Below are 21,418 nucleotides of genomic sequence, written 5' to 3' on the forward strand. Positions count from 1 at the left end.
CCACTGGCGGGCCGGCCGCGAGCGGGGCGACCTTGTTCTGTTGTCCGTCGCCATCGGTGACCTTCCGTCGCGGACGTCCGGGCGGCCCGCGAGGAGGGCCTACGGCGTGTTGGCGTAAACATACCAGTCGGTCAATCTTCGGTGGATCGTGTCCGAATCCTTGACAGCCCCCCTCGCTCCTCACAAACTCTCCTCCCAAGCGCTCGTGTTAACGCGAACACGACAAGCCGACACCTCCCCGTAACGCGGCGATCACGCGCCGTCGGCGTCCCCCGACCCCCGGCGGCGCCCGCAATCGGCGGCGATCCCACGAGCGCGTTCCCCCGGCGGACGGCCTCCCGCGAGGAAGCCACGCCTTCACCCGTCCCATCCGCCACACCAGCCCATCCCCTCCCCCCAGACCACGAGGTACGCGATCATGCGACGCACCACCTCGGGGGCGGCCACCGTGCTCACCGCACTCTGCGCCGTCCTCCTGTCCCTGCTCGGCGCCGCCGGCACCGCCCACGCGGCGGCCGTCACCGTCACCAACGCCGTCCAGTTCACCGACCCGGCGGGCAACCCCGTCCACGCCCACGGCGGCGGGGTCGTCAAGGTCGGCACGTACTACTACTGGTTCGGCGAGAACCGCAACGCCGACAACAGCTTCAAGTACGTCTCCGCCTACCGCTCCACCGACCTGAAGACCTGGGAGTTCCGCCACCACGTCCTCACGGCGAGCAGCCACCCCGAACTCGCGGGGGCGAACATCGAGCGGCCGAAGGTGATCTACAACGCCTCGACCGGCAAGTTCGTGATGTGGATGCACAAGGAGGGCAGCGCGACCGACTACTCCGAGGCGCGCGCCGCCGTGGCCGTCTCGGACACCGTCGACGGCGACTACACCTGGCGGGGCAGCTTCCGTCCGCTCGGCCACATGTCCCGTGACATCACCACGTTCGTCGACACCGACGGCACCGGATACATGATCTCCGCCGCCAACGAGAACGCCGACCTCCACGTCTACCGCCTCACCCCGGACTACACCGACGTCGACGCCCAGGTGAACAAGCTGTGGGCCGGCCAGTGGCGCGAGGCGCCCGCCATGTTCAAGCGCAACGGCGTCTACTTCCTGCTCACCTCCGGCGCCACGGGCTGGTCCCCCAACCAGCAGAAGTACGCCACCTCCTCCAGCATCACCGGCGACTGGACCGGTCTGCAGGACATCGGCGACTGGAACGCCTACGGCTCCCAGACCGCGTACGTCCTGACCGTCCAGGGCACCTCCGGCACCTCGTACCTCTACATGGGCGACCGCTGGGGCAACTCCATCGGCGGCATGGTCAACGACTCCCGGTACGTCTGGGCCCCGCTGACCTTCCCCACCGACACCACCATGACCATGGCCTACTACCCGCAGCTCGGCATCGACGCGGCCGCGGGCACCGTACAGGGGCTCGGAACCTGGGAGACCCTGACCGCCTCGCACAGCGGCAAGTGCGCCGACGTCGCCGACCGCTCCACCGCCGACGGGGCCGCCCTCATCCAGTGGAGCTGCGCGAACGGCGTCAACCAGCAGTTCTGGCTGAAGCCCGCCGGCACCAACCGGGTCCAGATCGTGGCCCGCTACAGCGGCAAGTGCCTGGCCCCGAAGGACGGCTCGACCGCTGACGGCGCCGCGATCGTCCAGTACCCCTGCAGCGGGACGACCGCCCAGCAGTGGAGGGTGACCGGCTCCGGCGGCACCGTACAGCTGTCCGCCTCGGCGAGCGGCAAGTGCCTCGACGTGACCAACCAGTCCACGTCCGACGGCACGGCGCTCATCCAGTGGAGCTGCAACAGCGGCGCCAACCAGAAGTGGCTCCGCACGGCCGCCTGACCGCCGTCCGGACCACCCCGGGGCAGGCCCCGAGCCCCCGACGGGGCCTGCCCCACCCCGCCCCCGCCCGCAGCATCCGACCGCCCCGTCCCCGACGCCCGCGGTCCTCGGTGATCGACGACCACCGACCCATCCAGGGAGATCGACCATGCGTTCCACCGGAGAACGACCCCCGACCCGCGCGCGCTGGAGCGGCGCGCTCCTGGGCACCGCCGCCGTGGCCGCCCTCCTCGCGACCGGCCTCACGCCCATGGCCTCCGCGGCGGCCGAGGAGACCGGCCAGGCCGTGACCGTACGCCCCGACCCCAGCTACCAGCAGCAGCCGTTCCAGGGCTGGGGCACCGCGCTCGCCTGGTTCGCCAACGTGACCGGAGGCTGGCCGGACGCCCAGCGCAACGCGCTCGCCGACGCCCTCTACGGCACGGACGGCCTCGGCTTCACCATCGCCCGCTACAACATCGGCGGCGGCGACAGCCCGGAGACCACCCCCTACATGCGGGCCGGCGGTGCCGTCCCCGGCTGGTGGAACCGCCCCGGGCCCGAGTCCCCCGACTGGTGGGACCCGGCCGACCCCGCCCACTGGAACCCGGACGCCGACGCCAACCAGCGCTGGTGGGTCACCGCCGCCAAGGCACGGGGCGCCGACACCTTCGAGGCCTTCTCCAACTCCGCGCCGTACTTCATGACGAACAGCGGCCTGGTCTCGGGCAACTGGAACGCCTGGCAGGACAACCTCCGCTCCGACCAGTACGAACGGTTCGCCGCGTACCTCTCCGGCGCGATGAAGCGCGCCGAGGCGGCCACCGGCGTCACCTTCGACACCCTCTCCCCCGTCAACGAACCGAACACCGACTACTGGGGCGCGGGCGGCCGGCAGGAGGGCTCCCACTGGGACCCCGCCTCCCAGGCCCGCATGCTCACCACCATGCGGGCCCGGCTGAACGCCGACGGCGTCAGCACCCGCATCGCCGCCATGGACGAGACCAACCCGAACACCTTCCGCGCCAACTGGGACGCCTACGACCCGGCCGCCAAGAGCGCTGTCGGACAGCTCAACACCCACACGTACAGCACCGGCGGCCGTACCGGAGCGCGTGACATCGCCAAGGGGACGGCCACCCCCCTGTGGATGTCCGAGGTGGACCTCGGCGGCAGCGTCGGACAGAGCTTCACCGACATGAGCCCCGCCCTCGACCTCACCCAGCGCGTCAACGAGGACTTCCGCGAACTGGAGCCCCGCGCCTGGGTCCTGTGGCAGGCCGTCGAGGACTACGAGAACATGACACCGGGGCGCGAGAACTCCAACTGGGGCCTCATCCAGACCGACTTCACCCCGCAGGACGCGGCCACCGAGCCGCTCCGCAAGAACAAGAAGTACTGGGCGCTGGCGAACTACACCAAGTTCGTCCGCCCCGGCGCCCGCGTCATCAACACCGACAACGCCGACACCTTCGCCGCCCTCCGCCCGGCCGGCCAGGGCGCCGTCGTCGTCCACACCAACCCCACCGGCGAACCCCAGCGGCTCACCCTGAACCTCGGCGGCTTCCAGACCGTCGGCACCGGGCCCGTCCAGCGCTACACCACCGACGGAACCAAGAACCTCCACCGCGAGGGCGACCTCACCCCCGCGGGCAAGACGCTCACCGCCACCGTCGGCGCCGGCTCCGTCACGACCTTCGTCCTGCCCGGCGTGACCGGCGTGAACGCCTCCGACACCACGGCCCCCACCGGCGCCGCGCGCCAGCTGCTCAACGACCACAGCGGCAAGGCCCTCGCGGTCGCCACCAGCGGCGGCCAGAGCACCCTGGTCCAGCGCACCTCCAGCCCGGGCACCACGGCACAGCAGTGGAAGTTCACCAAGCTCTCCTCGACCGACTGGAGCAACACCGCGGCCTACCGCGTCACGAGCGTCGCCAGCGGCAAGGCGCTCGCGGCCTCGGGCGACTCCCTCGCCCTGGTGACCTCGGGCACCTCCGCCGAGCAGAAGTGGATGCTCTCCACCACGGGCGAGGGGCACTACACCCTGGTCAACGGCGCGAGCGGCAAGCTCCTCGACGTCAGCGGCGAGGCCACGGGCGACGGCGCGCCCGTCGGCGTCTACCGTCCGACGACCGGCTCCAACCAGTCGTGGACCTTCCGTTCCCTCGCCGCGGACACGTGGGCGCCGCTGCGGATGCGGCACAGCGGCAAGTGCCTGGACGTGACCGGAGCCTCGGCCGCGGACGGCGCCCAGGTGGTCCAGTACACCTGCGGCGGCGCGACCAACCAGCAGTGGTCCCTGCGCCCCGCCGGCGGCGGCTACGTCAACGTCGTCGCCCGGCACAGCGGCAAGTGCCTCGACGTCACCAACGAGTCGACCGCCGACGGCGCCGTCGCCTTCCAGTACGCCTGCAACGGCGGCACCAACCAGCAGTGGTCGGTGCACAGGTCGCCCGACGGCTTCGTCACCCTGCTCGCCCGCCACAGCGGCAAGTGCGTGGACGTGAGCGGGGCCTCCACGGCGAACGGCGCGGCGGTCGTCCAGTACGGCTGCTCCGCCGTCCCGAACCAGCAGCTCACCACCTCATAGCGGCGGCCGGGCCGGTCCGGCGGCCTCCCGGCGGCCGGACCGGCCCGCGCGCCGCTCTCCCACACCCACCGGAGCGGGCGTGCCCCGCTCCCTCACACGGGGGTATGTATCCTGTTCGAATGTGATGACTTCGGTGGACTTCTCGTCGGCCGGTTCCCACACGACACGGACGAGACAGGGGCGGAGGAATCGGTGCTGGCGCTGCAGCGGCGGGCGGTGATCCTCGACCTCGTGCGCCGGGACGGCGCCGTGCGGGTGGCCCACCTCGTCGAGCGGCTCGGCGTCTCGGACATGACCGTCCGGCGCGACCTGGAGGCGCTGGCCCGGGCCGGCTCCCTGGAGAAGGTCCACGGCGGAGCCGTCGCCACGTCCGTGGCCACCACCGGCGAGGAACCCGGCTTCGAGGCCAAGGCCGACCTGGAGTCGGCGGCCAAGGCCGCGGTGGCCACGGCGGCGGCCGGACTCGTGAAGCCGGGCAGCGTCGTGGCCGTGGCCGGCGGCACGACCGCCTACGCGGTGGCGGCCGGGCTGCGCCACACGCCCGGCCTCACCGTCGTCACCAACTCGCTGCCCGTCGCCGACCTGCTGCGCGACTTCGCCGAGGAACCGGACGGGGGCGCCCCGGCCGTGCTCCTCACCGGCGGTGCCCCGACCAGGTCGGCCTCGCTGGTGGGACCGCTCGCCGACCAGGCGATCCGCTCGCTGCGGGTGGACCTCCTCGTCATGGGCGCCCACGGGGTGTCCGAGCGGGCGGGCCTCACCTCGCCGAACCTCGCCGAGGCGCAGACCAACCGGGCGCTGATCGAGTCCGCCGCCCGGATCGCCGTGGTCGCGGACCACACCAAGTGGGGCGTGACGGGGCTCAGCCGCTTCGCCGGGCTCGACGAGATCGACTACTTCGTCTCGGACGGCGCCCTGGGCGAGGACGCCCGGGCGGTCCTGACCCGCGAGGTCGGCCGGCTGATCCTGGCCGACCCGGCGGACGCCTGAGGCACCCCCCGGCCCCTGCCCGAGGGCGCCCCATGGTTGCCAGGCGACAGCCGAAAAGGGATAAATGTGGAGTATGAGTGGCGAAGCTGGCCATCAAGGCGGTGATCCTCTGGAAGCTCCACCCAAAGGACGGCGGCGCCTCACGTCGTGGCTGACCACCCGCAGCGTCGCCCGCCAGGTCTTCCTCCTCCAGCTGGTGCTCGTCGTCCTCCTCGTGGCCGCCGCCGTCGTCGCGCTCGTCGTCCAGGCCCGCCGCGACACCATGGCCGACGCCCGGCACCGGACCATCGCGGCCGCCCAGTCCTTCGCCCACGCGCCGGGGCTCGTACGGGCCCTGCGCGACGACTTCCCGACGGTCGAGCTCCAGCCCCTCGCCGAAGGCGCCCGCAAGGCCGCCGGCATCGACGCCCTGATCGTCTACGAGCTCGACGGGATCACCCTCACCCACAGCGACCCCACCCAGCTCGGCAAGCACGTCATCGGACCGTACGCCGAAGCCGCCGCCGGCCGGCCCTTCACCCGCACCTTCCAGGGCGCCCTCGGCCTCTCCGTGGTCTCGGCCGCCCCCGTCCGGGACGCCCGGGGGGACGTCGTCGCCATCGTCTCCGCGGCGGTCACGGTCGAGAAGGTCCAGGACTCGCTCGACCAGCAGCTGCCCGTCTTCCTCGGCAGCGCGGCCGGTGCCCTCGGCCTGGTGGCCCTCGGCACGGGCCTCGTCAGCCGGCGGCTGCGCCGCCAGACCCACGGCCTGGGCCCCGCGGAGATGACCCGGATGTACGAGCACCACGACGCCGTCCTGCACGCCGTCCGCGAGGGCGTGCTCATCACCGGCCGGGACCGCCGGCTCCTCCTGGCCAACGACGAGGCGTGCCGACTGCTCGACCTGCCTCCGGACGCCGAGGGCCGCCGCGTCACCGACCTGGGCCTCGACCCCTCCCTCACGGCCCTCCTCTCCTCGGACCGGATCGCCACCGACGAGGTGCACCTGGCCGCGGACCGCCTCCTCGCCCTCAACAAGCGGGTCACCCTGCCCCCCGGAGGCCAGCACGGCAGCGTGGTGACCCTGCGGGACACCACCGAGCTGCGTTCCCTGTCCGGGCGTGCGGAGGTGGCGAGGGAGCGGCTGAGCCTGCTCTACGACGCCGGGGTCCGCGTCGGAACCACCCTGGACGTCGTGCGCACCGCCGAGGAGCTGGCGGAGGTCGCGTCCCCCGGCTTCGCGGACGTCGTCACCGTCGAACTCCTCGACCCCGTCCTCAGCGGGGAGGAACCGGCCGGGGCGGGCACGGAGCTGCGCCGCACGGCCCTCGCGGGCCTCGCCGAGGACCACCCCCTCTACCCCTCGGGCGAGCTGATCCGATTTGCTCCCGGATCACCGGTCGACGTCAGCGTCACCGAGGGCCGCTCGGTGGTGGTGACCGATCTGGCCTCCTCGACCGGCTGGCGCGCCCAGGACGAGGAACGGGCCCGGCGCGTCCTGCGGTACGGCATCCACGCGCTGGCGGTCGTCCCGCTGCGCGCGCGGGGCGTGGTGCTGGGGGTGGCGAACTTCTGGCGGTCGGGGGCCTCCCCGCCGTTCACCGACGAGGACCTGTCCTTCGCCGAGGAGCTGGCGAACCGGGCCGCCGTCTCCATCGACAACGCCCGCCGGTACACCCGCGAGCACACGATGGCGGTCACCCTCCAGCGGAACCTGATGCCGCGCAGCCTCCCGGGCGACGAGACGCTCGACGTGGCCACCCGCTACCTGCCCGCGCGGTCCGGCGTGGGCGGCGACTGGTTCGACGTGATCCCCCTGCCCGGGGCACGGGTGGCACTGGTCGTCGGCGACGTCGTCGGCCACGGCCTGCACGCCGCGGCCACCATGGGCCGCCTGCGGATCGCCGTGCACAACTTCTCGGCCCTCGACCTCTCCCCGGACGAACTGATCTGGCGCCTGGACGAACTCGTGGCCCTCCTCGACGTACAGGACGAACCCTCCGAGGGCTGGGGCGAGACGATCACCGGAGCCACCTGCCTGTGCGTCGTCTACGACTCGGTCTCCGGCGAGGCCGCCGTGGCCACCGCGGGCCACCTGCCGCCCGCGGTCGTCCGGCCCGACGGGAGCGTGGACTTCCTGGAGTCCCCGGTCTCCCCGCCGCTGGGGCTGGGCAACGGGATGCCCGTGGAGACGGTCCGGACGGTCCTTCCGGAGGGCTCCCGGCTCGTGCTCTACACCGACGGCCTCCTGGAGGACCGCACCCGGGACGCCGACGCGAGCCTGGCCGCCCTCCGCGACGCCCTCGCCGGTCCCGGCCGCGGCCCGGAGGAGACCTGCGCCGCCGTCATCGACACGATGCTTCCGACGGGGTCCGGCGACGACGTCGCCCTGCTGGTGGCCGGCCTCCGCCGCATGGACCCCGACCGGGTCGCCGTATGGGACGTGGCGCGCGACCCGGCGGCCGTGAGCCCGGTCCGCAACGCCTGCGCCCGCAAGCTGGCCGAATGGGGACTGGAGGACATCGCCTTCGGCACCGAACTCATCCTCAGCGAGCTGATCACCAACGCCGTCCGCTACGGCCTCGAACCGATCCGGGTGCGTCTCCTGTACGGCGGCGCCCTGGTCTGCGAGGTGTCCGACGGCAGCAGTACGGCGCCGTACATCCGGCGCGCCGCCGACACCGACGAGGGCGGCCGCGGGCTCTTCCTCGTCGCCCAGTACGCGGAGAAGTGGGGCACCCGCTACTCCCCCCGGGGGAAGACCATCTGGGCCGCCCAGGCGATCACGCCCGGCGCCGGTCCCGATCTCGACGCCCTGGGGGAGGACGACATCCTCGGGCAGTGGGACGACGCGGAGCTGTGAGGCCGGGACGGTCCGCGCGCGGAAGGCGGGAGCGCTCCCGCGCCCCGATGCGGTCGTCGCGGCGGGGGAGCGGCCGCGTTCTCGCGCCGACACCCCGGGCGAGCCCGCGTAGGCTGGGAAACCCGCCCCCCACCGTCCCCCCTCCCCCTCGTGGAGACGCCGTGGTCGATCTGCCCCGGACGCGTGTCCTCGCCCTCGCGACCTGCCTGTGCGTCGCGGCCCTCGGCCTGGGCGCCTGCGGCGGGGATGACGAGCCGGTGCGGGTGGTGGCCCCCGCCGTGGCCGGCTCCGCCGAGGAGGCCGGCGGCATGGACGCGCTGGTCGCGGCGGCGAAGAAGGAGGGCACGCTGAACACGACGACGCTGCTGCGCCACTGGGCGAACTACGGCGGCCTGATGGACGGCTTCGAGAAGAAGTACGGGATCGAGATCGTGAACAGCAACCCGTTCGGATCGAGCCAGGAGGAGATCGAGGACGTCCGGCGGACCCGGGGCGAGGCGAACGCCCCGGACGTGCTCGACCTCGGCGACGCCTTCGCGCAGTCGGCCGCGCGCGAGGGCCTGCTGGTCCCGTACCGGGTCGCCGTCTGGGACGGCGTCCCGCCGAACCAGAAGGACCCGGACGGAGCCTGGTTCAACAGCTACGGGGGCTACGTCTCCATCGGCTGCGACGACAACAGGGTCGCGGTCTGCCCCGTCTCCTTCGCCGACCTGCTCAAGCCCGAGTACCGGGGGATGGTGGCGCTCAACGGCGACCCGACGACGGCCGGCTCGGCCTTCGCGGGCGTCTACGCCGCAGCCCTGGCCAACGGCGGCTCCCTCGACGACATCCAGCCGGGCATCGACTTCTTCGCGAAGCTCGACGACGTCGGCAACTACAACCGCGGCAACCCCAATCCCGAGGCGATCGTCCGGGGGGAGACCCCGATCAGCATCGAGTGGGACTTCCTCAACCTCCGGCACATCGACGAGCTGAGGGGCACCGACGTGCGGTGGAAGGTCTCCATCCCCTTCGACGGAAGCTTCTCGCAGTACTACGCGCAGGCGATCAACAAGCACGCCCCCCACCCCGCCGCGGCTCGGCTGTGGCTGGAGTACCTCGCGAGCGCGGAGGGCCAGAACCTGCGGCTGACCGGGTACGCCCGCCCGGTGCTCATGGACGTCATGGCGAAGGACGGGACGCTCGACGAGGGGAAGGCGGCCCGCCTGCCGACCGTCGAGGGCGGCCCGCCGGTTTTCCCCGGCGACGCGCAGCTGACCGAGGCGCTGCGGGTGGTGCGCGAGAACTGGCCCGACGCCCTCGGGGGGTGACCCGCGGCGACGGCCGGAACCGGCAGGGGACCGGGGGCGCCGTCCGCCGGTGAAGCCCCCGGGAGGCCCCTCCGTCCTCGCGGGGGAGGGGCCTCCCGGCGGTCCGGCCCGTGGGGCAGCCCTCCAGGAGATCACGCGGGGATAACGGGTCTGAACCGAACCTCCATGATGTGTTCATCTATGGTGGCTTCTGTGCGTGTCTGTTGATTCTCGGCGGGGCGCAGGTTCTTCCACGCCCGGCCACGACGGTCGTGCGCCCCCTACGCGTCCTCCCGAGGAGACTCCGCGCACCTGTCCCGTTCTCTGCGTGCCGCCCTGGCCGGCACCCTCGCGGCCGCGGTGCTGCCGCTCGCCGACAACAGCTTCGACGGCGCCCGTCCCGACCTCTACCCGGACTGCGCCACCCGCCTGGAGACCGCCGACCCCACCCTCGACACCCTGGTCGTCGGCACCTGGGCGCCGATCCGCGACACCGTCTTCGGACCGGCCGCCGACACCCGCCTCGGCGGCGTCGGCGACGCCGACACCACGGCGACCGTCGTCTCCCGGCTCAAGACCACCGACGTGGAAGCCGCCTCCGTCTACCGGTTCACCGTGAAGCCCTGCTCGTCGCCGTACTTCATGCTGGCGTCCTTCCAGGCGTCGAGACCGTCGGACAGCCTGACCCGGGAGGTGTACGCCTTGCCGACGGTGTCGTTGAAGATCGAGTTCGCGTGGACCTGGAACGGCAGGTAGGACCAGGCGGTGCTGACGTTGCGGGCGGATTCGGCGAAGACGCGGTTGGCTTGCTGGCCGCCGAAGTAGGGGAAGGGCTTGTCGAGGAATGCCTGGGATTCGAGGTCGGCGCGGGTGGCGGGGAAGGCGCCTTCGGCGACGCGGCCGCTGGCGCCGGCGCCGGTGGTGGCGAACTCGGTGAAGGCGTAGGCGAGTTCCTTGTTCTTGGCGGCCTTGGGGACGGCGAGGGAGCTGCCGCCGTTCTCGGCGCTGGTCTTGTCGCCCTTGGTCCACTGGGGGAGGGGGGCGACGCGCCAGTCGCCGGAGGCGGTGGCGACGCCGGAGGTGAGGTTGGCGGGCATCCAGGCGCCGATGGAGAGGGTGGCGATGGAGCCGTCGGCGAGTCCCTTGTACCAGGCGTCGCTCCAGGAGCTGATCGGTGCGACGAGCTTCTCGTCGAGGAGCTTCTGCCAGGTGGCGGTGTACTTCCTCGTGCCGTCGTCGTCGAAGTCGATGCTGACGTCGGTCCCGCGGGTGTAGTAAGGGCGCCCGCCCGCCTGCCGGATGAGGCTGGTGGTGGCGCCGGCCTCGCCGGTGTCGTTGGTGATGAAGACCTTCGGGTCGGCCTCGTGCAGGGCCCGTGCCGCCTCGACGTACTCGTCCCAGGTGGTCGGCACCTCGACGCCGTGCTCGTCGAAGACCTTCTTGTTGTAGAACAGCGCCATCGGGCCCGAGTCCATCGGCAGGGCGAAGATGGCCTCACCCTGGTGGACGGCGTGCCAGGGGCCGGGCGTGAAGCTCTTGGCATGGGTGATGGCGCCGTAGGGGGAGAGGTCCTCGACGGTCTTGCCGATGGCGAACTGGCCGAGGGCGTAGTACTCGATCTGGGCGACGTCGGGGGTGCCGGAGCCGGCGGCGATGGCGTTCTGGAGGGCGGTGTACTGCTTGTCGCCGGTGCCCGCGTTGACGAGTTCGACGTCGACGTTCGGGTACTTCTTCTCGAAGTCGGCGGCGACCTTCTTCAGGGTGGGCTCCCAGGCCCACACCGTCACCTTCCCGCCCTTCTCCAGCGCGGCCCGGATGTCCTGGTCCGTTTCACCGCGGTCGGGGCCGGGGGAGCCGCACGCCGTACCGCCGATCCCGGCGGCGAGGACCACGAGGAGGGCGCCGAGCAGTCTGCGGTCGGTGCGGTTGCCCATGGTGTGCTCCTGATCGATGGCTCCGGGGGAGTGGCCGCGTCGCACCGAGGGCATGGCTGCGCGGTGGGTCCGCCACCCGGTCCCGGAAGGTAGGACGAGAGAATGTTTACGCAATCATCAGCGGCTTGATGGTTGCACCGCCTGAGAGGGGCGTCAACTGCCGGAACCGCGCTCCTTCCACGACGGCGGGACGCGGGGGCCGTCCGGAAGGGCGGACGACACGTGACGGGCGTCAGCCGCCCTCCAGCAGCCATTCCCGAAAATCGATCTCGGCTGCCGGTTGAACCGGGCTGCCTGGGGGCACGGTTACGCCGGCAAGGGGGCCGAGGCTCTGGTGCGCAAGGGGTCACACACCTGGAGGTCGAGCGGGTCAGCGCCCCCGAGCCGGACCCTCGGTCGATGCCGACGGCGGTCGAACTCGCCTCAAGCCATGGCCGACGGGTGGGCCGTTTCGGTGGCGCGGCGGTATTCGGCGTTGATGCGCTGGGCTTCTTCGAGCTGGTCTTCGAGGACGATGATGCGGCAGGCGGCCTCGACCGGGGTGCCCTGGTCGACGAGTTCGCGGGCGCGGGCGGCGATCCGCAGCTGGTAGCGGGAGTAGCGGCGGTGACCGCCCTCGGAACGCAGGGGAGTGATCAGACGGTGCTCCCCCAGGGCCCGCAGAAAGGCGGGGGTGGTGCCGAGCGTCTCGGCGGCCCGGCCCATCGTGTAGGCGGGGTAGTCGTCGTCATCAAGTCGGCCGTACGTGTCATCTGCTGTCATCTGCACCTCTCTCTGGAACGCGCGGAGGGGCCCTGGTGCCGTACTGGCACCAGGGCCCCGAAGGAACTTCTACACCACATGCCGACCCTGATGACGCGTCGGCCTTCTGTGTCTGCGTACCCGACCCAGTTGCTGTCGGGCGTGCGGGGATCGCGGTTGCCTGACCGGAGACCACCTCACTATCGATGTCCTGCGGTACCCGGACTCGGGACTTCCGTCCGGGCGATCCTGATGGTGTTCCGTTCCTCCGTTCTTCCCTCGGTGATCGACTGCCTACCACGGGGGTACTGCGTACTACTGGTACCGCTCTACTGCGGGTACTGCGAACCGCTCGGCGGCCTGTGACAGCGCCGCTCTCCGGCAGCCGGCCCCGTCGCCCGTCCTGCATCTGCTCCGGCTTGGAACCCCGCTGCCGAACCTCCTGGTGCGCGCGCCCGCAGCCGACGCCTTCACCAGGGGTACCGCTCCCGTACTTCACTGCTGTGAACTGCGCACTCACGGGTACCGCACCTGCCATGACCGCGGTCCCGCGTGGCGGCCCCTGATCACTGCGGGCCACCCGGTCCGGCCGCCAGTCCCGTCGCCGTCCTGCAACAACCCTGGCTTCGAAACTCCGCCGCCGCACCGTCCTGCGAACACCTGTACCGCTGTTACTGCTTGCCGGCAGTTCGTCTCTGCCAGGCCCTGCTGTCTTTCTCGGCTACGGAAGAAACCATAACCACGCCACTGCCCAATGTCTACTCTGGCCAATGTAGATTTTCGTGTGCCGCGTGACGAGGTAATCGGCTTCGGGCAGTGATGAAGACGGGGCGCAGGTCGGTTGGACCGGGTTGAGCACCGCTTCTCGGGGCAGATGCGGGGGCCGGAAGCACCAGGCATGGGTGATCCGGAGGCCAGGGGGATCCGATGGAAACGATGGGCGTCGACATCGCGACCGACCGCCCTCCGGGGACCCTCGCCTGGGTGCGTGACAGGGCCCGGTCCTTCCTCGAAGGGCTCGTGCCGACGCTCGCGTCCGAGGCCGCCGACACCGTGGTCCTGGTGGTCTCGGAACTCGTCACCCACGCCTTGCGGCACGGTGGCGGCACCTGCGCCCTGGGCCTGGCCGCCCGTCCGGACAGTATCGAGGCGGCCGTGCACGACCCCAGCCTCCATGCTCCGCGCATGTGTGCCCCCGACCTGGACGGCGGAACCGGAGGCTTTGGGCGGCCCATGGTCAACCGGCTCGCCACGGCGACCTCGGTGACTTGCCGGGCCTCTGGTGGAAAGACCGTCAGCGCCTCCCTCCCGCGGTAGACCGCCCCGCTCTCTTCTGGTGCAGCCCGGTGAAGGAAGCAGCGTCAGCGCGGCTCGGCCGGAGGTGGAGCCATCGCCGGTAGCCGAGTCCCGTAGAGCCCTCAGAAGGATGGCGCCGTAGCGGTCGATCTCGTCTGCAAGGTGGGGGACGTTACGGGCCACAGGAAGGACCCGTATCCCCGTTCACCACGCGCCGTGGCGGCATGCCGCTTCTCGCGCCGCATGGCCGAGGGCCGGTTGCCCAATGGCGCGGATCCTTCGGGGCACGGTCGGGATCCCGGAGGCGGGCGGAACGTACCGCGTCTCGATCGCGGGGGTGAACGCCTGGAGCATGGGCGACTTCAGCTGTTCCGATCACTGACCCCGCACCGCGTCACGAACCACCTGCCGCGGTCTGGCGAGCGCTGTTCCCGGGGTGCCGGCTCACCCGGCCCGACGCCCACGCCGAGGCCCTGCGCCTGGTCCGGCCCGGCGACGAGGACGTCGTCCCCTGGCGCGGGCACGGTAGGAGGCCGTCCCCGGGACGCTCGGGGTGATTCCACGGACCGATGTTCATGCCGTGGCCCCCACGTGTCAGGCGTCCATCTGATTGCGGGCCTGTTCACCGTGCGCGCCTGATCTCCTGCCGCGTCCCAGGGGTGGAGAATCGTTCCAATGACCCATGCGGATGATTATTGGATGTCCTCCGGCCGCGACGCGCAGGCGGGCAGCGGCAAGCGCAGGGCCGCACCACGCCTCCCGGAGCAAGCAAGGCGACAGTTCTTCCGCGGCCCGGCACACGCGCGGGTTCGGACCTCTGCGGAAGCGGCGGATCAGGACACCCCCCTGTACGAGCGGCTCGCCGAGGAATGGGCCGGTCGAGGCGCCACCGTGCCCTGCCGTCCCGACCCGCTGTGGCGGCGCCTGGCTTCCTCCGAACACCTCGAGCAGGAGACGGCCCGCACCTTGCGCCGGCTCCGCTTGGCGAGTGAGCCCGGTGCTCGCCCCCGAACCGTCTCTGAGACCCCGTGCCACGAGGGAGGGGCCTGACCGGCACGTGTGCCGGTCAGGCCCCTCCCTCGTCAAGCCGCTGCCGGCACCCGCTGATCCCCGGTCAGACGGCCGGGGAGCCGAGCATCGCGGAAGCGTCCTGGAGGGGGTCGAGGCCGCGGACGGGCGCGGTGTTCCGGGGGAGGCTGCGGCAGGTGAAGCCGAGTTTGGCCATGGCGCGGAGGACCTCACCAGTGGTGAAGTCGCGGCGGTCCTGGCGGGTGATGACCTGGCCGACCTGCTTGGCGGGGTAGGTGCGGCGGCCGATGATCACGGACTCGCCGACGGCCGGCTCGGGCTTGACGCCCTGCATGGTCTGCAGGACGCCGCTCTTGGTGAGGTCGAAGGGGAAGCGGGCGATGACACAGCGCATGATGCCTCACAGGAAGAAGGAGGGACGGTTCGGCCGTGGTGAGGCGGTTCAGCGAGCCAGGGCGAGGACGCCCAGGGCGCAGCCTTGTTCGTCGATGACGGGCAGCGCGTCGAGCCGGCGGTGGCGCATCGCGCGTTCGGCTTCGGCCGTCGGGGTCAGGGGCGAGGTGAACAGCCCCCGGTCGCCGGGTACGGCGCGCAACCGGATCCGGTCGTCGTAGGTGGCGCTGTCGCGGACGGCGAGGAGCTGGGTCCGGGTGACCAGCCCGGTGCACAGGCCGTCCTCGTCGCAGACGAGGAGATGCCCGGTGCGCGCACCGGCCATCACGGCCAGGGCCACTTCGACCGTCATGTCATCGCAGACCTGGGGTCCGGCCACCTCCATGACCTCGTCGACCGTCTGAGGTCCGGAACTGGTGCTCGACGAGCCGGGCTGCATCCGGACCAGCGTCACGATATGCCTCCTGCAGGGAATGGGTGGATTTCCGGAGCACGTGGTTCTCAGGCCGCCGCCGCGGCGGGCCGACGGGCCCCGGCCCGCCGGGCGGCCGAGGCGGAGCCGCGCCGGCCACGGGCTGAGGACGTGCTGCGCTTGGGGCGCTCGGGCGCCGGCGCCGTGATGGTGACCGGGATGCCGGAGGGAGTCCGGGCGCCGGTGATCCGGATCAGCTCCGCCTCGCCCGAGCGGACCTGGTTGGTCTCGGGCACGATCCCCGCGTCCTGCATGAGGCGGTTCATGCCGCGGCGCTGCTGGGGCGTGACGAGGGTGATGACGCTGCCGGACGCGCCGGCCCGGGCGGTACGGCCGCCGCGGTGGAGGTAGTCCTTGTGGTCGGTCGGCGGGTCGACGTTGACCACGAGGTCGAGCTGGTCGACGTGGATTCCGCGGGCCGCGATGTTCGTGGCGACCAGTACGGTGACGTGCCCGCTCTTGAACCAGGCCAGGGTGCGGGTGCGTTGCGACTGCGTCTTCCCGCCGTGCAGGGCTGCGGCCCGCACGCCGTTGCGGAGGAGGTCTTCGGTGAGGCGGTCCACCGCGTGCTTGGTGTCCAGGAACATGATCACCCGGCCGTCGCGCGCCGCGATCTCGGTGGTCAGCCGCTGCTTGTCGGCGCCGTGCACGTGCAGGACGTGGTGTTCCATCGTCGTGACCGCGCCCTGGGAGGGGTCGACGGAGTGGACGACGGGGTCGGTGAGGTAACGGCGGACCAGAAGGTCGACGTTGCGGTCCAGGGTCGCGGAGAACAGCATGCGCTGGCCCTCGGGCCTGACCTGGTTCAGCAGGGCGGTGACCTGGGGCATGAAGCCCATGTCGGCCATCTGGTCGGCTTCGTCGAGGACGGTGATCGCGACCTGGTTCAGCCGGCAGTCGCCGCGGTCGATGAGGTCCTTGAGGCGGCCGGGGGTGGCCACGACGACCTCGACGCCGCTTCGCAGCGCGTTCGCCTGTCGGCCGATCGGCATTCCGCCGACGACGGTGGCGAGGCGCAGCTTCACGGCGCGGGCGTAGGGGGCGAGGGCGTCGGTGACCTGCTGGGCGAGTTCCCGGGTGGGGACGAGGACCAGCGCCAGCGGCTGGCGGGGTTCGGCGTGCTGTCGGGCTGTACGGGCGAGCAGGGCCAGGCCGAAGGCGAGGGTCTTGCCGGAGCCGGTCCGGCCGCGGCCCAGGACGTCACGGCCGGCCAGGGAGTTCGGCAGCGTCGCGCCCTGGATGGGGAACGGTACGGACACGCCCTGGGTGGTGAGCGCGGCCAGCAGTGCCTTCGGCATGTCGAGATCGGCGAACGCCTCGACGGGGGGCAGCGCCGGAGTGATCGTCTTCGGCAGGGCGAACTCGCCCTGCACCGGGGCGGGTCGCCGGCCCTGGCCTGCCGGGCGGCGGGGAGCACCCGAACGGCTCGGGGCGGACGACGCGCCGAAGCGACCGCCCCGGGGCGAACCGGAGGTCGAGCCGAAAGCGGGAGCGCCGTTGCGGCGGGTGCGTGAAGAGCGGCCGTTCGTACGTGTGGGGTTCATTCGGAACCTTCCTTGACACGGCACGCATCAAGGAGGTCCGCAGCGTAGGAGCAGCATGCGGAATCACAGGCACGGACCGAATGGAATTCGAAAAGCGAAAGCGAACGCTGCGCACGGAAATCTCGTGGCGACGCAGGCGGAAAGGAAATGCGCGCGGAAAATGATCCGGGAATCGAGGGGTACGGCTCCGAAGAGGGGATCGCGTACCTTGTGGCGGTGTTCCGCCAGGAGCGGGCACCGCGGAAACGCATGCAGCTGGGGCCCGCACCCCGAGGGATGCGGGCCCCAGCTGCAAGATGCGCGTCAGAGTCAGACGGTGACGATGTTCTCCGCCGTCGGGCCCTTCTGGCCCTGCGCGATGTCGAAGGTGACCTTCTGGCCCTCCTGCAGCTCGCGGAAGCCCTGGGCGGCGATGTTCGAGAAGTGGGCGAACACGTCAGCGCCGCCGCCGTCCTGCTCGATGAAGCCGAAGCCCTTTTCCGCGTTGAACCACTTCACGGTGCCAGCAGCCATGTCGTATCTCCTTGGGGCAGTACACCAGCACCCGTACCGTACGGGCGCCGTGTCGCCGCGATGATGCCCTGCCCGGAAAATACCGGAAATATAAAGTGCTTCCGGGCGGCGCGTGGCCGACGGGAGCACTCGAAGTTTTTTCGGGTACCAAAACTGCAACTGATACAGACAGTAGCACGTCCCCGTGGTCTTTGTGCGTCAAATATTTCTCCCCGGTGCCGCCGGTAAAAATCCTCTCCGCGAGGGCGGTTAAAATCTCAGGCCGCGAGCACAGGTATTCGTGCAATCCGAATGGGGAGTTTCGGAAGGGAGACGGCCGACGGGTCGGACGGTGACCGGCTGGTCCTGACGCCTCCTTGCTCGTCGGCCGACGACTCGATCCCACTCCGGGCGAGGGCACGGGCGGCACGTGGCGGACGCGGGTGGGGGCGGGGCGGCGCCCCGGGGCGGTGCCGACGCCACGGCCCGCCCCGCGCACGCGTTGCACGCTGCCGAGGGGTCTCGGGCGGGCGGCAGACAACGAGCCGGCTTTCGGAGCGGTCGAGCGTCGACCGGCTGATGGCCGAAGGGGCCGTGTTCCGCGAACCGCGGGGATGTCCCTCGCAAACACCCTCCGACGCGTGCCGGTGTACAGCCGAGGCCGCCCTTGACCTGCGCAAAGCAGGCAGGAAGCCGTCTTGCGGAGGAGTCCCAGGTGCTGCGCGCTCTGTTCAGGTCCGAGATCTGGCTCTTCGGCGTCGCCGCAGGTCAGGGCATCGTGCGCCCCGCTCGGGTCGGCGAGCGGTCAGCCTGCGTCCCAGACGTGTCTCCGCCCGCCGGCCTGCGACCCGCAGTACGGCGCCTGAGCGGGTTCTTGGGCCGGAACGGACGGTGCGTACATGGCCTGAAGCCCTCCTGGGCGTGGACGATGCTCTCGGGCAGGCCGGCCACGCTGTATGTGAGGACGCTGAAGGTGCCCGCGTCGGTGGTCGCCGTCGTCGCCACCGGCGCCGTCAGTGCCGCGACGGCGAGCCCGGCCAGTGCGGCCGTCGCCGCGGTCAGGCGGGCGAGGAGTCCGCGCACGGGGGTCACCTGGTCGTGGGGGGCCCGGCCCGCCGCGGTCGTGCGGCGGGCCGGGCGGACGGGGTGCCGGGCCGGTCAGGCGCAGGTGCCGCCGTTGAGCGTGAAGGCCGTGGGCGACGGGTTGGTCCCGTTGTGCGTTCCCTGGACTCCGAAGCTCACACGCGCGCCGGGCGCGATCGTCCGGTTCCAATCGGTGTTGCGGGCGCTGACGGCGCTGCCGCTCTGGGTGAGGACGGCGTTCCAGGCGCTCGTGACGCGCTGGCCGTCCGGGGAGGACCAGGCCAGCTGCCAGCCGTCCACGGCCGTCGTCCCGGTGTTCTTGACCGAGACGTCAGCGGTGAAGCCGGTGTTCCAGGAGTTGGTCACGGTGTACGTCACCGCGCAGGCGGCGGCCGGCGGCTCGCCCCCGTCGGAGCCGCGCTCGGCGGCGTAGGCGGCGAGCCAGGCCAGCGGGGCGTTCCAGTTCACGGCGACTTCGTTGGTCGAGTACGAGTCGATGTGGTCGATGTAGCAGGCGGCCGGGGCGCAGCCCCTCAGCCGCTCCGCCGCGATCGGGTCCTGGAGCGCGCTGTTCGGCCCGCCCGCGAGCGATCCGGCCGGCGGGCGCGGCAGGGAGGCGTCCAGCTGGTGGGCCCAGAAGCGGTGGTGCTGGTTCTGGGAGGACGTCTCGCCGTGGCCCGTCACGTACGACACGCCGAGGGCGTTGCGGCCGAGCAGGTAGTCCATGGTCTCCAGCGCGCCTGCGCGGTAGCGGGCGTCGCCCGTCAGTTCCCCGGCGACGGCCATGACGACCGCGTCGTTGGCCACCTCGCCGTTCGAGCCCCAGAAGTAGCCGTCCGCCGGGACGGGCACGGCGTACCCCTGGGCCGCCATCCGGGCCAGGTAGCCGTCGGCGGCCGAGGTCACCGAGGCGCGGATACGGGTCACGTCGGACGCCGGCAGTCCGGTGGGGACGGTCGCCAGGACGAGCCGGCCGAGCGCGGCCGTGTCCGCCCAACCGAAGCCGTACGGGCTGAAGGCGTCGGCTGAGGTGTGCCAGGACGAGGAGGTGACCGCGTCCCGGTAGGTGCTCTCGCCGGTCGCCGCGTACAGTTCCGCGGCCGCCCAGTAGAACTCGTCGGTGACCCGCGCGTCCTCGTACGCCCCGCCGCCCGTGCTGTCCGAACTCGGCGCGTACAGAGCCGGGTTGGCCCGGGCCGCCGTCCAGGCCCGGCGGGCGGCCGAGAGGCAGCGGTCGGCGTACGCGGAGTCGTACGGCCGGTAGACCCGGGCGCACTGCGCGGAGGCCGCCGCGAGGTTCAGGGTCGCGGCCGTGGACGGGCGGTGGAGCTCGCGTGGCTGGGAGTCCTGGTCGGGGCGGAGGGGCATGCCGGTCCAGGCCGCGTCATGGATCTTGTGGAACGCCATGCCCGCGTACGGCTTGCCCTCGGGCACCTGCATCCGCATGAGGAAGTCCAGTTCCCAGCGGGCCTCGTCGAGGACGTCCGGTACGCCGTTGCCGCGCTCGGGGATCCGCAGCGTGGAGTCGCCGAGCGCCGCGCCCTTCCCCGCCCGCTCGGCCCGCTCGAAGGAGTTGACCACCAGCCAGGTCGACATGCCGCCGTTCACGACGTACTTGCCGTGGTCGCCCGCGTCGTACCAACCGCCCCTGACGTCCTGGGTGTAGTCGCACACGGTGGCCTGGCAGGGGACGGAGACGTCGCCCTTGTTGGGCGCGATGCCGAGGTGCCCGGCGGGGCGGGCGTAGGCGGGGCCCACGAGTGAGGCGTCGATCGCGATGCCGCTGCGCTGGTGGTGGAAGAAGGCCATCGCGTCCGAGCGCAGCGCGTCGTAGAGATCCGTGCGGATGTCGAACGGCGTGCTGTCGCTGCCGTCCACGACCAGGACGTATCCGGTGCCCGTGCTCCGGTACGAGGAGAAGTCGGCCACCTGGACCGACTGCCCGGAGGGGGCGTCGGCGCCGCGCGGGACGGTCGAACCGGAAGCGACCACCGTCCCGGACGCGTTCCGCAGCTGCCAGGTGAGCGCCTGGGCGGCGGTGGTGACGACGGTGGCGCGCTTGGGGCCGTCGGGGAGGTAGCCGACCTGGTTGACGCGGATGGCGGTGGTCGCCGCCGCGGCGGCGGACGCGCCGACGGCGGCCGGTGCGGCGGCGAGAGCGCCGACGAGAAGGGCTCCTGTCAGGAGCGCGGCGGAGAGACGTGGAGGGCGGCGGAGTAACGGCGTTGTCGCGCGGGGCATGTGAGGCTCCTCTGAGATCCGGACCATTGATGTCGTGCGCATGTCATGCGATAGGTGGGAGCGCTCCCATTCCTGGAGCGCAGGCTAGTGACGCCCGCCACCACCGTCAACGGCCTGGACGGTGGCGGTGGGCGGGGCGGGTTCTCGGCGGTTGAAGGCCGGCCGTGGAGCCGCGTTGCGGGCCAGGCCGTGTACCTGGTCCGGCCCCCACGTGCCGGCGGGCGGGTCGACGGTGCCGTGTTCGGGGTCGATCGTGCCGCCGGCGTCGAGCAGTCGTCGCGCCGTGTCGCCGACGGGCCACCACAGGACGTTGCCCGCGTCGAGGTGGACCGGGGTACGCGGCTTGGCCTTGGGCGCCTTGAGCGCCTTGACGGCGTAGGCGACCAGGGCGGGGGTCCGGTCGGCCCCCGGGCCTTGCGGACGAGGCCGTTCACCTCCCACGCGCACCTCGGCGGGCGTGTCCTCGATGAACCCGTCGGCCTGCGGCCGGCTCGCGAGCTTCGTGGTTCTGGGGAGCCTGTCGCCCTCGCGGCGCCGTAGGGTGCGGGGCTTCACGATGCTCCTGATCGAAGGGCGGCGGAGAGGTGCGCGGGGGTCCCTGTGGCCCGGCCGCGAGGGCGGGGCGGGAGCTGCCGGGCCACGGGA

General features: G+C 71.9%; 14 protein-coding genes. 6 read left to right on the forward strand and 8 right to left on the reverse strand.

The genetic code is table 11. The annotated features are described in order from the left end of the window. The first annotated feature begins 418 nt into the window (after window positions 1–418). The 5 genes from ACF1ED_RS02890 (at window position 419) to ACF1ED_RS02910 (ending at window position 9,569) form a co-directional block, all read left to right on the forward strand. On the forward strand, window positions 419–1,858 hold the full coding sequence (locus ACF1ED_RS02890) for an RICIN domain-containing protein (protein ID WP_391756596.1): 1,440 nt from the start codon (window positions 419–421) through the stop codon (window positions 1,856–1,858). A 148-nt stretch (window positions 1,859–2,006) separates the two neighbouring features. Then, complete coding sequence (locus ACF1ED_RS02895; protein ID WP_391756597.1) at window positions 2,007–4,427, forward strand: RICIN domain-containing protein; 2,421 nt, start codon at window positions 2,007–2,009, stop codon at window positions 4,425–4,427. A gap of 192 nt (window positions 4,428–4,619) precedes the next feature. Continuing rightward, window positions 4,620–5,417 carry a DeoR/GlpR family DNA-binding transcription regulator gene (locus ACF1ED_RS02900; protein ID WP_391756598.1) on the forward strand — a complete coding sequence of 266 codons (798 nt, stop codon included), beginning with the start codon at window positions 4,620–4,622 and terminating at the stop codon, window positions 5,415–5,417. Window positions 5,418–5,490: 73 nt separating this feature from the next. Beyond that, a complete protein-coding gene (locus ACF1ED_RS02905; protein ID WP_391756599.1) occupies window positions 5,491–8,259 on the forward strand; it encodes a SpoIIE family protein phosphatase in 2,769 nt (922 codons plus the stop codon). Window positions 8,260–8,429: 170 nt separating this feature from the next. Beyond that, window positions 8,430–9,569, forward strand: a complete 1,140-nt coding sequence (locus ACF1ED_RS02910) for an ABC transporter substrate-binding protein (RefSeq protein WP_391756807.1) — start codon at window positions 8,430–8,432, stop codon at window positions 9,567–9,569. Between the two features lie 581 nt (window positions 9,570–10,150). Here the strand turns inward: ACF1ED_RS02910 and ACF1ED_RS02915 are convergent. Both ACF1ED_RS02915 and ACF1ED_RS02920 read right to left on the reverse strand, forming a co-directional pair. Further along, window positions 10,151–11,482: an ABC transporter substrate-binding protein gene (locus ACF1ED_RS02915; RefSeq protein ID WP_391756600.1), complete on the reverse strand. Its 1,332-nt coding sequence runs from the start codon at window positions 11,480–11,482 to the stop codon at window positions 10,151–10,153. A 423-nt stretch (window positions 11,483–11,905) separates the two neighbouring features. Continuing rightward, on the reverse strand, window positions 11,906–12,244 hold the full coding sequence (locus tag ACF1ED_RS02920) for a MerR family transcriptional regulator (protein WP_391756601.1): 339 nt from the start codon (window positions 12,242–12,244) through the stop codon (window positions 11,906–11,908). A gap of 906 nt (window positions 12,245–13,150) precedes the next feature. On the opposite strand from ACF1ED_RS02920, the gene ACF1ED_RS02925 reads away from it, so the two are divergent. After that, on the forward strand, window positions 13,151–13,540 hold the full coding sequence (locus tag ACF1ED_RS02925; protein ID WP_391756602.1) for an ATP-binding protein: 390 nt from the start codon (window positions 13,151–13,153) through the stop codon (window positions 13,538–13,540). A 1,093-nt stretch (window positions 13,541–14,633) separates the two neighbouring features. Here ACF1ED_RS02925 and ACF1ED_RS02930 read toward each other — a convergent pair. The 6 genes from ACF1ED_RS02930 to ACF1ED_RS02955 form a co-directional block, all read right to left on the reverse strand. Further along, window positions 14,634–14,942, reverse strand: a complete 309-nt coding sequence (locus ACF1ED_RS02930) for an SCO5918 family protein (protein WP_391756603.1) — start codon at window positions 14,940–14,942, stop codon at window positions 14,634–14,636. Between the two features lie 48 nt (window positions 14,943–14,990). Next, window positions 14,991–15,395 carry a CBS domain-containing protein gene (locus tag ACF1ED_RS02935; RefSeq protein WP_391756604.1) on the reverse strand — a complete coding sequence of 135 codons (405 nt, stop codon included), beginning with the start codon at window positions 15,393–15,395 and terminating at the stop codon, window positions 14,991–14,993. A 47-nt stretch (window positions 15,396–15,442) separates the two neighbouring features. Continuing rightward, a complete protein-coding gene (locus ACF1ED_RS02940; RefSeq protein WP_391756605.1) occupies window positions 15,443–16,957 on the reverse strand; it encodes a DEAD/DEAH box helicase in 1,515 nt (504 codons plus the stop codon). 309 nt (window positions 16,958–17,266) lie between these two features. Next, the gene (locus ACF1ED_RS02945; protein WP_200430022.1) at window positions 17,267–17,470 is read right to left on the reverse strand and encodes a cold-shock protein; all 204 of its coding nucleotides are present in this window, start codon (window positions 17,468–17,470) and stop codon (window positions 17,267–17,269) included. Window positions 17,471–18,607: 1,137 nt separating this feature from the next. Further along, window positions 18,608–20,773, reverse strand: coding sequence for a glycoside hydrolase family 9 protein (locus ACF1ED_RS02950; protein ID WP_391756606.1), 2,166 nt, complete (start codon window positions 20,771–20,773; stop codon window positions 18,608–18,610). Between the two features lie 84 nt (window positions 20,774–20,857). Continuing rightward, entirely contained in the window at window positions 20,858–21,328 is a 471-nt protein-coding gene (locus ACF1ED_RS02955; RefSeq protein ID WP_391756607.1) for a hypothetical protein, read from the reverse strand. Window positions 21,329–21,418 lie beyond the last annotated feature (90 nt).

This window comes from Streptomyces sp. NPDC014656, assembly GCF_043084305.1.
GTDB lineage: Bacteria > Actinomycetota > Actinomycetes > Streptomycetales > Streptomycetaceae > Streptomyces.